The organism is Citrobacter arsenatis (genome assembly GCF_004353845.1).
Classification (GTDB): domain Bacteria; phylum Pseudomonadota; class Gammaproteobacteria; order Enterobacterales; family Enterobacteriaceae; genus Citrobacter; species Citrobacter arsenatis.
On record NZ_CP037864.1, the window covers coordinates 3950498 to 3966617 of the forward strand.

The following is a 16120-nucleotide window of genomic DNA, read 5'->3' on the forward strand; positions in this document are numbered from 1 at the left end:
ACGTCCGGGGCAATAACAGTCGTCGCTGCCGTATTTTGTAAGGGATAAACTATGAGAAATGTCGCGCCTGTTGCCCTACTGCTGGCATTAACGCTTTGTACCATGCGGGTGAATGCCGAAAATGAACCGCAAATTATTACGCCGGAAGGACTGGCCACCAGCCAGATGCTTCCCTCGCTGGACGGCGCGGTTGCCGATCTGCCGCTGAGCGCCGCAGCCCCCGGCAGCCTGACGCTGAACGACGCGGTGAGTCGCGCCGTGAGTTGGCATCCTTCTATTCGTGAATCGATCGGCAAACTGCTCTCACAAAACGAGCAGATCGACGTGGCGAAATCGAAATACTACCCGCAGGTTTCTGCCGGAATGAACAACGGTTACAGCAATACCTACACCGACCACGGCTTTAGCCCGGCGCTGGTTATTTCGGTGTCACAAATGCTGTACGACTTCGGCAAAGTGGCAAGCCAGGTCCGCGCTGAGACCGCCGGAGCCGCGCAACAGCAGGCGAATGTGTTACTCAGTATTGATACCATCGCTCACGCAACCGCCAACGCCCTCGTTCAGGTGCAGACGTGGCAACAAATGGTGGATGCCGCCGAAGAACAGCTCACTGCCTTAAACGGCATAGGTCGACTGACCCGTCAACGCAATGATGAAGGGGCAACTTCGCTGTCAGACGTGGTGCAAACCGACGCACGTATTGAGTCCGCACGCTCTCAGCTGGCACAGTATCAGGCCAATCTCGACAGCAGCAAGGCCACGCTGATGAGCTTCCTCGGCTGGAACTCGCTTAACGACATCAGCAACGAGTTCCCGGTCAAACTGGACAGCAGTTGTGATGTGGTCAAACCGGAAGATAAGCTGGTTCCCGCTGTGCTGGCGGCATGGGCGCAGGCGAATGTGGCACAGGCAAATCTCGATTACGCCAACGCCCAGATGACGCCCACCATCTCCCTGGAGCCGTCGGTACAGCATTATCTCAACGACAAATACCCCAGCCATGAGGTACTCGATAAAACCCAGTACTCCGCGTGGGTAAAAGTCGAGATGCCGCTGTATCAGGGAGGCGGACTCACCGCCAGACGCAACGCCGCCAGTCACGCGGTAGAGTCTGCACAGTACTCCATCCAGCGCACCCGACTCGAAGTCCGGCAAAAATTACTGGAGTCCCGCAGCCAGGCGATGAGTCTCGCCACCGCTCTGCAGATTCTGCGTCGCCAGCAGCGGCTGAGTGAACAAACGCGCGAACTTTATCAGCAACAGTACCTGGACCTCGGCTCGCGCCCGCTGCTCGACGTGCTTAACGCCGAGCAGGAGGTGTATCAGGCCCGTTTTGCTGAACTCCAGACCCAAAACCAGCTACGCCAGCTCCAGCTGAACTGCCTCTATAACACAGGATCGCTTCGCCAGGCGTTCGCCTTAAATAACCGCAGCATTCAATCGGTGGAGATCAAGCTATGAGCAACCTCGATTCACATGCGGAAGATGCCATTGGCGAACACGCCCTAAGCCAGTGGGCGCAGGCGATGACGCATATAGCCAGCCACTATCGCGTTGCCTGTTCACCCGGCGCAATCCAGGCCAACGCCCCATGGTTTGCGGGGAAAAGCCGGGCCATGGCGCTGTCGCAGTTGGCGCGTCAGGCGGGACTGTCATTTCATACACTGGATACCGCCACACAGGCATTCGGTCAGTGGCATCTGCCGGTGGTGGCAGAACTACGCGACGGCCAACTGATGGTGATAGAACATTTCAACGGTGAAGATGCGTTGGATGTTTTTATCATCGCCGAAGAGGGCCAGCGTAACCGATTGACGGTTGCAGAACTTTTGCCGGAGATCGTGAGCATTACCGCGCTGCGCCCGCTGTCGGCGCTGAAGGACAGTCGGGTAGACCGCTATATTTCGCGCTTCAAGCCCGACTGGATGCGCGAACTGGTGTTACAGGACATCCGCCCTTACCTGCCGGTCATGATTGCCGCCTTCCTGATTAACGTCCTGTCGCTCGCCGGAATTATCTTTTCCATGCAGGTCTATGACCGGGTGATCCCCGCCCAGTCTTATCCAACGCTGTATGTTCTCTCCACCGGCGTTCTGGTGGCAGTGCTGTTTGGCTTTTTGCTGCGTGAAGCGCGTACCCACATCATGGATCTGCTCGGCAAACGCGCCGATATGCGCATTTCCGATCGCGTATTCAGTCATGCGTTGAGGCTGCGTAACAGCGCCGTACCCCGCTCGACGGGGAGCTTTATTTCTCAACTGCGTGAGCTGGAACAGGTTCGCGAGATGATCACCTCCTCGACCATGTCGACCATTGTCGATCTGCCATTTTTCTTTTTGTTTATCGTGGTGCTGGCTTTTATCGCCCCGCCGCTGGCGTGGATAGCTCCCGTCGCCGCCCTGCTGATGATCCTGCCCGGTTTGCTGTTACAGAAGAAACTGGCGGTGCTCGCCAACCAGGCGGCCCATGAATCCACCCTGCGCAACGCGGTGCTGGTTGAGAGCGTTCAGGGTCTGGAAGACATCAAGCTAATGCAGGCGGAAAACCGCTTTTTACAGCAGTGGAACAGCTACATCCGTATTACCGGAGAGTCCGGACTGCGTACGCGCAAGCTGACTCAGGGGTTGATTGGCTGGGGCATGTCGGTGCAAAGCCTGGTCTACGCCGCCATCATTATGTTCGGCGCGCCGATGGTGATTGAAGGCACGATGACCACCGGGGCCGTGGTGGCGGCTTCGATGCTCGGCTCCAGAATGATTGCCCCGATGGCTAACCTGTGCGGCGTGCTGGCCCGCTGGCAACAGGTTAAGGCGGCGAAGATGGGGTTGGACAGCATCATGCAGCTTCCCACCGAAACGCAGTATGACGAAGACCGGGTGCATCAGGAGATTTTTCACGGTCATTATCTGTTTGAGAACGCGCACTTTCGCTACCACAGCGACGATCAGCGCGTTCCGCTACGCATCTCGCGTCTGGAGGTCATGCCCGGTGAACGCGTGGCGATCCTCGGGCGCAACGGTGCCGGGAAGTCAACCCTGCTGCAGGCCATGGCGGGCGGTGTAGAGATTATCCAGGGCGATGTCCGGCTCGACAACCTGAGTCTGGCGCAGATCGATATGGCCGATTTACGCCGCAACATCGGTTTTCTCAGCCAGAACGCGCGGCTGTTTTTCGGCACCCTGCGCGAGAACCTGACCCTCGGCGCGCCGCACGCCAGCGACGCGCAGATCTTCGACGCGCTGGAGGTCAGCGGCGCGGCAACTTTCGTTAAACAGCTCGCCAAAGGGCTGGCGCATCCCATTATGGAGGGGGGCAACGGTTTGTCCGGTGGGCAACGGCAGTCGATCCTGCTGGCGAGAATGCTGCTGAGATCGCCCAATATCGTGCTGCTTGACGAACCCAGCGCCTCGCTGGATGAACATACCGAGCGGGAGTTTATTCAGCGCCTCAACCAGTGGCTGGGCAACCGCACATTGATTGTCGCCACCCATCGCGTACCGGTCCTGGAACTGGTCGAGCGCGTGGTGGTGTTAAAAGAAGGCCAACTGGTCATGGATGCCCCGAAAGCGCAGGCGTTGAATGCGAGCCGGGCACCCGCCCCAACTCACGGTCGGGAGTGGAAAAATGAAAACCAATCCGCATGACGCCGCCATGGACGACCTTGATATCCGCCGCGAGCACCGTTTTTCCGGGGCCAGCCGCATTATTCTGCTCAGCACGCTGCTGTTTGCCGTTCTGGGTATCTGGGCATATTTCGGCAAGCTGGATGAAGTCTCAACCGGCAGCGGCAAAGTGATCCCCAGCTCGCGAGAGCAAATATTGCAGTCGCTGGATGGCGGTATTCTCGCTGAACTTACAGTACGCGAGGGCGATAAAGTGCAGGCCAATCAAATTGTGGCGCGCCTCGACCCGACTCGTTCTGAGTCCAACGTTGGGGAGAGCGCCGCCCGTTATCGCGCCTCACTGGCTTCCAGCGCAAGGCTCAATGCTGAAGTTAACGATCTGCCGCTGGTCTTTCCCGATTCATTGCGCGCCTGGCCGGATCTCATCGCCTCCGAAACTCGCCTGTATAAAAGCCGTCGCGCGCAGCTTGCGGATTCAATGGCGGAACTGCAGGATGCGCTGGTCTCGGTTAATAAAGAGCTGGCCATCACCCAACGCCTGGAGAAAAGCGGTGCCGCCAGCCATGTAGAAGTGCTGCGCCTGCAACGACAAAAAAGCGATTTGGGATTAAAAATTACCGACCTGCGCTCGCAATACTTTGTGCAGGCGCGGGAAGCGCTGTCAAAAGCTAACGCCGAAGTGGATATGCTGGCGGCTATTTTAAAAGGACGCGAGGATTCCGTCACCCGTCTGACCGTTCGCGCGCCGATGCGCGGTATCGTGAAAAACATCCAGGTCACCACCATTGGCGGCGTTATCCCGCCCAATGGCGAGATGATGGAGATTGTGCCGCTGGACGATCATCTGCTGATAGAAACCCGCCTGTCACCGCGTGATATCGCGTTCATCCATCCCGGTCAACGGGCGCTGGTGAAGATAACCGCCTATGACTACGCCATTTACGGCGGTCTGGAAGGGGTAGTCGAAACCATCTCTCCGGACACTATTCAGGACAAAGTGAAACCGGAAATCTTCTACTACCGCGTGTTTATCCGCACCCATCAGGACTTCTTACAGAACAAACTGGGACGCCATTTCTCCATCGTACCGGGCATGATTGCCACGGTGGATATAAAAACAGGTGAAAAAACCATCGTCGACTATTTAATCAAACCGTTTAATCGTGCAAAAGAAGCGCTGCGCGAGCGGTAAATCCTTGAGGATTAGGGGTTGCGGGGGCTGGTCACGCGTGTCACAAGTCTGTTATACTTGATCTAACACATTGGGGCTGATTCTGGATTCGACGGGATTCGCGAAACCCAAGGTGCATGCCGAGGGGCGGTTGGCCTCGTAAAAAGCCGCAAAAAAATAGTCGCAAACGACGAAAACTACGCTTTAGCAGCTTAATAACCTGCTCTGAGCCCTCTCTCCCTAGCTTCCGCTCTTAAGACGGGGATCAAAGAGAGGTCAAACCCAAAAGAGATCGCGTGGAGGCCCTGCCTGGGGTTGAAGCGTTAAATCTAATCAGGCTAGTCTGGTAGTGGCGTGTCTGTCCGCAGGTGCCAGGCGAATGTAAAGACTGACTAAGCATGTAGTACCGAGGATGTAGGAATTTCGGACGCGGGTTCAACTCCCGCCAGCTCCACCAAAATTCTCCATCGGTGATTACCAGAGTCATCCGATGAAGTCCTAAGAGCCCGCACGGCGCAAGCCCTGCGGGCTTTTTTGTGCCCTCATTTTGTCCCGCGAAGCCTGATGCCAACTAATTAAATCCGAATCTTTTAGGCACCGTGTTAGGCACCTCATAAAGCTTTATTGTTTTTGAGGTGCCTAAAACTATGGAAACCCGGCGATGGCAAGACAAACCAAACCTCTATCCGCTAAAGAAATCGAATCTGCTAAACCCAAGGAAGCGGACTACGTTCTCTATGATGGCGATGGCCTTGAGCTACTCATCAAATCCGGCGGGAGTAAAATCTGGCAGTTTCGCTACATTCGCCCTGTCACCAAGAAACGTGCGAAGAAGACCGGAGTATAGATTTACCCCCTGTCAGAATACTCTTTCAGCATGGCAAGGACCGCCCAACGGGCTGCATCGTCTGCGATATTTTCAGGCAGCGCATCAGCTCGCAGATTGATGTAAGCGTCAACAGCCCTTCTGATGACCATGCTGACAGAGTCACGATCGTGCGTTGCCAATGTGGAAGTCAGCAGGCCGTCAGGATCAATGCCGTGGAATTCAATGCGGCGAACCCCACGTTGCGGAAGATTTACACGACGGTACAACATAGGTCCCAGCACTTGCTCGCGGAAGAATGCCAACATACCAATCGCTTCAAAAAGTTCGCCCCTTCCCAGCTTAACCACTGCATAATGCAGCCAGATCCAGGCTCGGGACTCAAACCACTCCGGCGTCTTGTTAGGCCAGTGAGCACTAAATTTTGCCAGTTGTCGCTCCAGAGCAGTGTTATCGCGGGTAAACAACACTGCTGGCTCCTCAACGCGTTGAGTGAGCATTTCCAGGGTGATAAATTTCAGGTCGACATGAAGGAGTTCGGGGCCATACAGGCATATAAGCAGGCGAGGCTCTCCCACATGTTCCCCGGTGAAAGCATGCAACAAATGGCCTAATGTTCCGGCGAGCACCTTACGCTGCGCCATGATTTCGTCATAGTAGAGAGGATCTACGACAACGATAAAATCGAGATCGGAGTATTTATCAAATCCGCCATGAATAATTGAGCCACCAGCGAGAAGGGAATGAATTCGCGAATCCGACTGGAATTTAAGCTTGAGTTGCTCTGCAAAACTTCTGTGTAAATCGGGTAACGTACTAAGCATACTTTTTCCTGTTCACAAAAACACAAAGCATTTCAGAATATCGAGTTGTTTAAATTCTGGCCAGATATTTTTGCAGGAACTGTAATGTCTCTGGAGAGTTTACTCACTTAGCCGCATGTCCACTATTACTTGACCACGACAGTTCATAGGTCATTTTCTCCCCAAACAACCATGTTTCTGCCCGGATATCCCATCCTCAACCCCATCCGGAAATGAGCGGTTGTCATTTAAGCGGTATAATTCATTAACAATTACTGCACCAAATATATACCAGACAGCATTGTGATGCAGACCGTCATACTTAATAAAGGTAGCCTCTCGCTATTTAACCCAACATTAAACGTGGATTTGCCCCAGACCATAATAACCGTGTTGATAACTCGAAACTGCACGAGGTGGATAAATAGCGGTATCAGCACTTACAGTTTTTTCCTAAAGCCAGCGCTTCGTTTATCTGCCATGCTTAATCACGCTAATAACTTATAACGCTAAGCGAGGATATTATGAAAAAGACAATTATCGCATTATCTGCAATTCTGCTGGCTTCTCCCGTTATTGCCGCCACGACACACGCAACTGATAATGATGTAGCTGCCGCGCACGAAAACGCCAATACGGCAAAAGAAAAACTGCATCAGGCGCAGAATCAGGGCGAAGAGCAACAGTTAAAAGCCAAACATGCAGCTGAAGGTAAACAAGATGACCTGAGCAGCAAGGTAAGTGAAGGCTCACAAAAAGCCTGGAATACAACCAAAGAAGGTACTGAAAAAGGTTGGAATGCAACAAAAGAAGGTGCCGAGAAAGGCTGGAATAAAACCAAAGAAGGTGCTGCTTCCGTTGAGAAAAAAGTCAGCGAGTAATCTTCCAGCCATTCAATAATAAAAAACCGCGCGAGCGGTTTTTTATTATCAGCAATTCTTATAATAAATGCAGAAACGCATTAAAGGGTATTGGTTTACTGAACAGGTATCCCTGACCAAAGCTAACGTCCATCCGTCGTAGTCTCTCCATCTGTTCTTCACTTTCTATCCCTTCCGCCACCACTGGGATCCTGGCCAGTTCAGAGAGGTGAACAATGTTGCTGATAATGCTATCACTCACGCCACCTTTACCCAAGTAATCGATAAACATCTTATCTACTTTCAAAAACCGCGGCGAAATACGTTGCAGCGCTGCATAGTTAGAATATCCGGTCCCAAAGTCATCGAGGGCTAGCGCCGCTCCTGTCTCCTTCAAGCGCTTCAGCACGCTTTCACGGATCAGATTCTGCTGTCGCTCGGTGATTTCTATCATTACGTCAATATGAAACAAGTTCATCCGCTGAATAAAGGCGATAATGGCATCGGTAAATTCATTATCTTCCAGTGACAATGGCGGTACGTTAATACCGATGTGAAAGGGCATATCGCAATGATCCCTGAAGCACCGCATATTAGCTTCTACCTGCGTTAAAAGTTTCAGCGTCAGCGCATTGATCAACCCACTATGTTCAGCCGTGTGGATAAATTCGTTAGGGGGAATAATTCCCTGCTCCGGGTGATTCCAGCGAGCAAGAACTTCAGCCCCGACGATTTTTCCGGAAGCGAGTTCGACAACGGGCTGATAAAACGGAACAAATTCATCATTATTAATCGCACGCTGCAGTATTTTTATTGGCGAAATCCGCTGCACCCGGCGTAAATGGAAATATAACAGCAAAGACAGAAGAACAAATAAAATAAGAAGATAATGATTATCCCGCACATAATCCGCAAGGCCATCCTGTGAATCCGTCACAATCCAGAAAGGATAGTTTTGCGAGGCCATCTGCACGAAAGGATGTTTTTCTGGATACAATAAAAAATGCACATCAATGTTTGCTTTACGGGAAAAATCCATGAGGATTTTATCGATCGCCGCTTTATATACCGCAACCGCCACCACCTGCCCCTGAAACGGAAAATAGAGGATATACATCTCCGTCTTCAGTCGATAAAGCTGTTCAATCATCAGTGAGTGCGTGGTCGTTCCCCTGGAAACAATCCCCGGCGATTCTCTGCCTTCGAGAGAAGAGCAGTTCCACTCACCGTTTCTGATGATGCTGACTGAACGAATCTTCTCGCCAGACGCCGTAAGAAGACGCAATTTTCGTAGCAGATCGTCGGTGCAATCTTCCTGAATATTTGCGCTGGCCAACACAGCCAAGGTATTTACGTCGTCAAATATCGTGTCGATTTCTTCGATCAGGCTATTTATCGCGTGTTCCCTGACAAGTTGTCCCTCTCTATCCCATTGCTGCCATGACGTCAGCACACCGGCCAGAAGAAAAAGCAACACCAGCATGATGGGTGTGATTTTCTTGGTTACAGACATGATTAACTCGTGTTGTTGAACAGAGCGCCCTGAAGGACGCTCTTCAGATATTATTTCAGCAGGAAATAACCAGACTGACATACGCCAGTCTGGCTGAACTTACCCGGCAGAATCAGCTTAGAAGTTCCATTTCACGCCTATCATCGCAGCGCTGTCGTTATAGCCTTTGTCGCCAGCCTGCACTCCGATGTTGCCCCACAGATTAAGACGCGGACTTACCTGTCCTTCCACACCCACTTTTACCTCGGCGATATTTTTCGCCCCGTCCTGACGAACATTCACGCCGTCCATGGTCGTACTGAAATCTCGTGAATTGTGCAGCCAGTTCAGCTCGGCAAACGGCTGGAATTCACGTTCTTTACCGTTATCCATCTGATGATGGCTCTTAATCCAGGTTTTCAGGCCCAGCCGGGTCTGCACATTGCCGTTACCATGGCTGGTGATTCGGGTGCCGTTGCTTTCCCGATGGTCGTCCGCCTTCACGCCCATCCAGACCGCCTGCGCCTGAGGTTGTATGTACCATTCGTTCAGCGTTCCCTGACTGCCGCTAAATTCACCCATTTTCTGGGCATATCCCATTTCCAGCGAGGCGGTCACCCCTTTCGATTTATACGATTCGCCCTGCAGATCATCGCCTTTGACATTGTTATCAAACCAGCTGTACTGAGCCCAGCTGTCCAGCCAGGCGCCGTTATGCGACGCATCATTGGCATACCATGTGGCATAAACGCCGGTGCTGTAGCCATTGACTGAACCTCTGGAACGGTAACCCGTGCGTGACGATCGGGTGTTGCTGTGATCGTTCCCGTAGCCCGCCATCACGCCAAGGTGCCAGCGATCAAGTCCGTTCTGGCTCCATTGCGCAATGTCGCCCCCCAGCTGCAATACATAACGGTTGCTCTGGGTTTTCAGCTGGCCGCTGCCGTCACGCCAGTTGTTATGCCCGCCAACGTGGCGCATCCACATACTGGTGACTTTCTGCTCGCCGGTCAGGGCATCGATATACTGCGTTTCGCCCAGGCGATCGTACAAACGGGTGACGAACATGTTGTTGGCCGCCGCCAGGTTAGCCGTGTAGCTGCCGCCTTCCGGACGCAGATCTTTATCCGGATCCGGATCCGGTTTTGGTTCGGGATCCGGATTGGTTTTGCCGCTGGTCAGATACCAGTTGCCGCTGTTTTCATCCTGACCGCGCCCAAGGCTGTAGTCATATGCCCCCGCCACAATACGGCCGGCCTGGGTAAACTCACCGTCCGATGCGCCATCAACATGGATAACTTCAATCCCATCAATCGTGGCGGCCCCTTTCCCACCGGCGTTAGTGACGCTGACGGAGGTTGTGCCACTGGTATCGCCTTTCACCACCAGCTTATCCGTAACGGAATTGTCATCCCCCAGCGCGGTGTTCAAGGAAAGATGACCACCATTACCCGTGTAATTACCATTGACCACCAGTTGATTACCGGCCTGCTGACCCTTCACACCGGTTGCGAGGGTACCGCTGTTAACCAGGTCGCCCCCCACCGTGAACAGGAGATTGTCACCGGTCCCGGTCCCCACCTGCAGCACACCGGCGTTATTCACATGACCTGCAACGCCCCCCGTGCCCGAGAGCATCCCCGCAGCCGCAATGTTGACTTCGGTACTGGCCAGCGTGACCGGAGATGTGCCGTCCCCCAGTACCAGGCCACCCTGCTCAATCTCCGTTTTCCCCGTCCAGGCGGCGTTGTCACCGACGGTAATGGAGCCGGCTCCCAGCTTGGTCACGTCGCCGCTACCATAAACGTCGTTATCAAGCTGCCAGTCGGTATTACTGTTCAGCACCAGTGAACCGCTGTTGCTCACCTCTGCGCTGCCCAGATTTTCTGCGCTGAACGCGGTAAGCCGGGAATCCGCATCCACAGCAAATTGCCCCGTAAAGGCGCTGTTGTTACCCACCAGCGCGACGTCGCTTTCGCTGAGTTCAACCCGTCCGGCATCGCTGATGCTGTTGTAAAGCGCACCTGCCGCCTTGCTCATCGTCAGCGTTCCCGCCGCCACGATATCGCCCGTGCCAAGACCCAGCGTGGTGTTCATCAGCACGCGCGCACCTTCTGCAATGGTCGTTTTTGCCGTCAGCGTGCTGTTTTCACCGGTAATGGTCAGCGTATCGCCATTGATGTTTAGCGCGCCGCTTCCGGTCAATATTCCATCGGCTGTTCCGCCCTGCTCCAGGGTCAGGCTACCGCCATTGATGTTCAGCAGTGAGTCAGCCGCCGCCGTCAGCTTACCGACAGTCTGGCTATAACCGTTCATGTCAAAACCGGTCTCAGCGGCCAGACGCAGTTCACTGGTCTGTCCCAGAACATTATCGTTTTTCATCAGCAGGTTGCCGCTGCGTACATCAGTGATACCGGTGTAATCGTTATCCATATTCGACAGCGATACCGTCTGGCCTCTGGCGCTGTCAAACGCCAGGTCGCCACTGCCGGTCACGCGGGCGCTGAGATCTGCGGCATTACCGGCTTTTCCGTTCGCATCCAGGACCAGTGCATTGTCTCCGGAGGCCAACAGTTCGACCTGAGTCAGACCATAGCTAATGTACAACCCATCATCGTTTTCCCCTCCGGTAAGGCGATAATCATAGGTTCCGTTCGCAACAATCTCACCATTTTGGCTGATGCCAGCTTCAACCCCATCGCTGATGATATTGCCATTGCTATCGGTGAGCGTCAGATTGCCCGCACCGCCGGAGACGGCAGTATCTGAGGTCGCCAGTTGAATCAGCGACTGCGCATCGTCCTGTTCAAGAAGTGACAGCGTGGTATCAGCCAGCGGACGATCGTTGGTAATCGTGCCGGTATCAACCTGCACGGTTCCGCGTCCGGAGAGATCCATCGCGCCAGCATGAATTGTTCCTTCGGCACTGCTCTGCCCCGGCGTCACACCGTCAAAGCTGACGGTACCGCCGTTAAACGCCAGGCCGCCGATATTCTGCTCACCGGACCCCACGTGGGTGACGTTCCCCTCACCTACATTTAATGTTGCCTGGCTCAGCGCCTGGGTATTTAATCCGGCCAGCTCAAAGGTGCTGTTCGTCAGCGCCAGCGTCCCCTTGAATCCATCAGCCGCATTGTTGCTGGTAAAATCAAACGCATTACCGCTGGCATCAACGGCGACCGTTCCCGTTCCCGCCAGATGGCTGTTAAAGGCCAGCGCAGCGTCAGAATTCAGCGACAAGGTGCTGGTCGCATCAATGTTGTAACCCGTACCGGTCGCATCGTTTTGGTTATCACCCAGCGCATAATCAACATTATTAACGGTAAATACTGAACCTGCGGTGAGATCGATATGCTCCATGCCGGTAATAGCATCGGCGCGATTGAGGATGTACTGTGCATTATTCAGCTGAAGTGTATCCTCCCCGTCCCCCCCATTGAGGCTGGTAAACAGTGAGGTTTCTGTCTCTTTGACATCTTTCAGGACGTACAGATCGTTACCACTGCCCGTCTTGATGTCGGTTGCGGTACTGCCAGACTCCAGCGTAACGGTGTTATCACCGCTCATCAGGTTAACCTGACCAACAATGCTGGCGCCCGCCGCGTTAGTAAACGCAATACCTGCCCCTGAGAGCATTTCTACCGCTTTTTGCGACGCATCCAGCGCTTTAATAACGCCTTTATTGATAAACGTTTCCAGGGAACCGTTATCAGCATTCACCACCGCGTGACTGGTCGATTTCGACGTCAGCTCACCAGCCTGCTCAACATGTTTGGTCGTGCCACCAACAATCAACGCTTCACCACCGTTAGCGTCAAGCACGTTAACGCTGACGCCCGTTTTCAGGTCGGTTGACGCATTGGTGACGATCCCTTTCCCCGCAGCCTGCTCAACATTGATAACCAGATCGCGCGAGTCAGACATATCCAGCGTTTGATTCGTTTCGCTGCCATCGATATTTTCAAACAGGATCCCCGTACCGCTCCCCGTCACGTTAATCGTTCCGGAGTTGGTCTGCGCCAGGGATGCTCCGGTATGAATACCGATGCCATTCCCCACGCTAATAGTTGTATCTTTTAGCTGAATACCCGCAATGTTGGCGACGTTTTCAATGGCGCTTCCTTTACCCGTGCTGTCCATTGTGATGGTGGCCCCATCGACCAGCAGACCTTTCGCACCGGCGGCCAGCAAGATACCGTGCGCGTCTCCCGATGCTTTGGTTTCTCCCGAACCCGTCAGACTTAATGACGCATCATTGCCGACGAGATAGGCTGCGGTGCCATCCGTCGCGCTAACCGTCGCATTGTTGTTCACAACGGAATCAGCGCCTTCAATACTGACCGCCACACCATTAACCTTGATGTCGCCGTCGTTATTCAACGTACCGCCGGAAACCAGCACGCCTGTGCTGCCCGCCTGATCAAAGTCGATGTTACCTTTATGGTTGAGCGTACCGCCGTTACGAGCGATGTAGCCGAAAGCGCCATCCGCCGTATTGCTGGTATTCAGCGTGGCGTAGCTGGTCAGGGTTGAGTTGCCTTTCTGACTCTCATCAACATTCCCGGACAAGTCATAATAATTACCGTCAACGATCCCGGCAGTGGTGTCTTTACCGGAAAGTTTCACAATCACCGCGTCTTTGGTGATAACCCCATCCGCTCCGCCTTCAACCCGAATCCCGGTCGCACCGTCCCCGGTGATACTCAGCGATTGCGAGCCGGAATCAAAATGGCTCCCCACCCCGGTCACCTGCAGAATTGTGCTGTTTGTGCCTGATGCCATCATTGTCGTACCAGACGACCCGCTGCCATCAAAAGTCGCGCCACCCTCTATGCGATATAACGTTGAGCCTTCAGTCGAGACGTCCTGCGTATTAGTCGAAGAAGCGTTAACTTTTGATCCTGCACCATAAACAAAATAGCCAATCTGGTTCTTGCCGCTGGTAAATGAGACGTTGCCCATATTGGTGATATCGATAACACCGCCGTCACGAACGTGCAGACCAATGGCGTTATCTGCGGCAAGGTTCACACTGCCACTCATCGTAAGCTGAGATCCTGCTCCTTCGACCCAAGCACCAATATTTTTTAACGTATTGTCCGTTGAGCTGCCGTTGGTGATATTTATCGTGCCCGAGTGCAGCGCCTGGCTCCCTCCCTGCAGCTCAATGCCGCTGGCACTGTACCCATTGAGGTTAATCGTGCCGCTGTTTACCAGTCCTTTTGCACCGTTAATGCCCATCAGACCAATATTTTGCGCAGAGCCGGTGCCATTGATGTCAATAACGCCGTCCTGGGTAACGTTGATTGCACCAGGCGACGAACTGCCGTTGGCCTGAATGGCAACAGCATTCTCGACTTTTTCACCGATTGTGATATTACCGGTGTTATTGATGGTCCCACTCTTCACAAACATACCAATGGCCGGAAGAGTGACCTGAACCTCGCTGGTCGCCTCATCTTTTACCGCTTGCGCGGTACGTCCGATGTAAATCGTGCCATTATTGGTAGCAACAGCATTACGCTGAACAAATACGCCGTAGGTATAGACGTTATCAGAAGATTTCGCAGGCTCACCCCCGGTGGCAATATTCATTACCCCGTTATTAATAAAGGTTGCCGTGTCATTCATCAGCACGCCATAGGCGTTATAGATATCCTGGTGCGAGGCGAGGTTGATAACGCCGTCGCTCTGTACCTTCGTTGTTCCGGTCGCGAGAATCCCGGTATGGGCACCAACCCACGCATTTTTCACATCACGACTGGTTCCCGCGTCAATAATCCCGTTGTTATTTACGATGCTATCACGTGCGGAAACGACATAATCACCACCGGATGCACCGGCTGCTACCCCCAACGTACCGTTGTTATTAAGCGTGGCTCCGTCGGTCAGCTTCACCACGGAAGTATCACTGAACACGGCCTGAATATTGGCATCAGCAGAAATATTGACGACAGAGCGCGCCCCGGACGCTTTAATAAAGCTGTTCACATCACGATTTGCAGCCTGCAACACCGCATCACCGTCCGGGATATTGGTGTCGAAATGGATGTTTTTCTGTTCTGTGGTATAGGCTTTATGCAACTCAGTCTCGTAGTCCGCGGGGGAAAGCTGCCCAGCCTCTACGGCTTTCACCAAAGCATCATTGTAGTTTTTTAAATCATCAAGATTATTGACCGTATACTCGCCAAGCGAGCTGGAGAAGGTGCCGTTATAGGTTGCGGTGTCAAAGTTATAATCTTTACCGGCATTGTTCGCGACATTGCCAACGCTACCGCTTTGCACGATGGTTTTGGCGTTGTAATTCAGTACCGCGTCTTTTGTATCGCTGGCGCTGCTCTCAACGTTATAAACGCCAGAGACCTTCGTGATCGCATTGAAGATATTTGCCGGGTTTGATGCCCAGTCGCTTCCCGTTGAACCGACATTCACATCCAGCGTACCGCCTGATTTCACCGTCGCCAGCTTCATGTTCACATACTGCCCATCACCGACGCCGACCGCCAGATAAGTCGTCAGATCGCCAACGCTATTTGCAGCAAAATTATTGCTGTCATATACCTGAATTGTACGCGAAGCCCCGGTGATGGGGTCAACATATTGAATGCTATGGGTTCGGCCACCTAAAGTCGTCTGCGTCAGGTTTATATTTTCACTCCCTGACGAAATATATCCATTATCCATTGCCTGCTGAATCGTCATCGTTTTAAAACCCGATGCTCCTGAGGCAATGCTGCCATATCCTTTGGTACCGTTGACAATATTCATAGTTTCACCGTCACCGACAACAAGTTGCCCTGCGCCATTAGCGTTAGTCGATGGTAAGTAATCCGGCAAGACGTAGTCGGCGGCAAAAGCATATATTGAATGCGTAGCCAGTACGGCACCTATTATGCTAAGCGCTATTTTTGAAATAGTGAATTTATGCGTTTTAGATTCAATACTACCTGAGCTATTGGTTTCTATAGAAGCACTGCAACGCTTCGCCAGCTCTGAAACAACTACAGCGCACGAGTGCGAAACACTCCATACTACTTTAAAAATCTTGTTCATCATTACCATTCCGAATAATTCCACGAATACCCGTCCTGGTAAAGTTCGTGGTCACATAGCATTATGGGATGCTCATAACTACCCAGCGGTCAGATAACTCTTCTCTGGAGATTTTCCCGCTGAAACATTGAGCAACTTGTACGTGACGAATGATATGTCCGCACCACCCAGCAATCTATTTATACTGACAAAATCGTAATTTATAGATGATTTATCTAAATCAAAAACACATTATAGATTTAAATTTTATTCTCACTATATAAACACTCGTCGAGTTGTTAACTAATTGCGA

The 16120-nt window shown here is 52.8% G+C and carries 7 protein-coding genes, 1 other RNA gene and 1 pseudogene; 6 read left to right on the plus strand and 3 right to left on the minus strand.

What is annotated here, in order from left to right; translation table 11 throughout:
• Nucleotides 1-51: 51 nt before the first annotated feature.
• The 5 genes and pseudogenes from E1B03_RS20105 to E1B03_RS20125 form a co-directional block, all read left to right on the plus strand.
• Nucleotides 52-1461, plus strand: a complete 1410-nt coding sequence (locus E1B03_RS20105; RefSeq protein ID WP_103769307.1) for a TolC family outer membrane protein — start codon at nt 52-54, stop codon at nt 1459-1461.
• Nucleotides 1458-3644, plus strand: a complete 2187-nt coding sequence (locus tag E1B03_RS20110) for a type I secretion system permease/ATPase (RefSeq protein ID WP_133086795.1) — start codon at nt 1458-1460, stop codon at nt 3642-3644. The genes E1B03_RS20105 and E1B03_RS20110 overlap by 4 nt, the downstream gene beginning before the upstream one ends.
• A 7-nt stretch (nt 3645-3651) precedes the next feature.
• Nucleotides 3652-4815: a beta-barrel domain-containing protein gene (locus E1B03_RS20115; RefSeq protein WP_087050841.1), complete on the plus strand. Its 1164-nt coding sequence runs from the start codon at nt 3652-3654 to the stop codon at nt 4813-4815.
• 72 nt (nt 4816-4887) lie between these two features.
• Nucleotides 4888-5251, plus strand: a transfer-messenger RNA (tmRNA) gene (ssrA, locus tag E1B03_RS20120).
• A 204-nt stretch (nt 5252-5455) separates the two neighbouring features.
• A pseudogene (locus E1B03_RS20125) lies at nt 5456-5632 on the plus strand (integrase arm-type DNA-binding domain-containing protein); the annotation flags it as partial.
• An 11-nt stretch (nt 5633-5643) separates the two neighbouring features.
• On the opposite strand, the gene E1B03_RS20130 reads toward E1B03_RS20125, so the two are convergent.
• On the minus strand, nt 5644-6444 hold the full coding sequence (locus tag E1B03_RS20130; RefSeq protein ID WP_103769289.1) for a hypothetical protein: 801 nt from the start codon (nt 6442-6444) through the stop codon (nt 5644-5646).
• A 503-nt stretch (nt 6445-6947) separates the two neighbouring features.
• On the opposite strand from E1B03_RS20130, the gene E1B03_RS20135 reads away from it, so the two are divergent.
• A complete protein-coding gene (locus E1B03_RS20135; protein WP_057102102.1) occupies nt 6948-7304 on the plus strand; it encodes a hypothetical protein in 357 nt (118 codons plus the stop codon).
• Nucleotides 7305-7362: 58 nt separating this feature from the next.
• Here the strand turns inward: E1B03_RS20135 and E1B03_RS20140 are convergent, their stop codons facing one another.
• Both E1B03_RS20140 and E1B03_RS20145 read right to left on the minus strand, forming a co-directional pair.
• The gene (locus tag E1B03_RS20140) at nt 7363-8877 is read right to left on the minus strand and encodes an EAL domain-containing protein (RefSeq protein WP_133086796.1); all 1515 of its coding nucleotides are present in this window, start codon (nt 8875-8877) and stop codon (nt 7363-7365) included.
• 36 nt (nt 8878-8913) lie between these two features.
• On the minus strand, nt 8914-15852 hold the full coding sequence (locus E1B03_RS20145) for an autotransporter outer membrane beta-barrel domain-containing protein (protein WP_133086797.1): 6939 nt from the start codon (nt 15850-15852) through the stop codon (nt 8914-8916).
• Nucleotides 15853-16120 lie beyond the last annotated feature (268 nt).

Excerpts from the sequence above, each read along its gene's own strand:
- E1B03_RS20105 (WP_103769307.1), top strand. The coding sequence starts at position 52 with ATGAGAAATGTCGCGCCTGTTGCCCTACTGCTGGCATTAACGCTTTGT.
- E1B03_RS20110 (WP_133086795.1), top strand. The coding sequence starts at position 1,458 with ATGAGCAACCTCGATTCACATGCGGAAGATGCCATTGGCGAACACGCC.
- E1B03_RS20115 (WP_087050841.1), top strand. The coding sequence starts at position 3,652 with ATGGACGACCTTGATATCCGCCGCGAGCACCGTTTTTCCGGGGCCAGC.
- E1B03_RS20130 (WP_103769289.1), bottom strand. The coding sequence starts at position 6,444 with ATGCTTAGTACGTTACCCGATTTACACAGAAGTTTTGCAGAGCAACTC.
- E1B03_RS20135 (WP_057102102.1), top strand. The coding sequence starts at position 6,948 with ATGAAAAAGACAATTATCGCATTATCTGCAATTCTGCTGGCTTCTCCC.
- E1B03_RS20140 (WP_133086796.1), bottom strand. The coding sequence starts at position 8,877 with ATGTCAGTCTGGTTATTTCCTGCTGAAATAATATCTGAAGAGCGTCCT.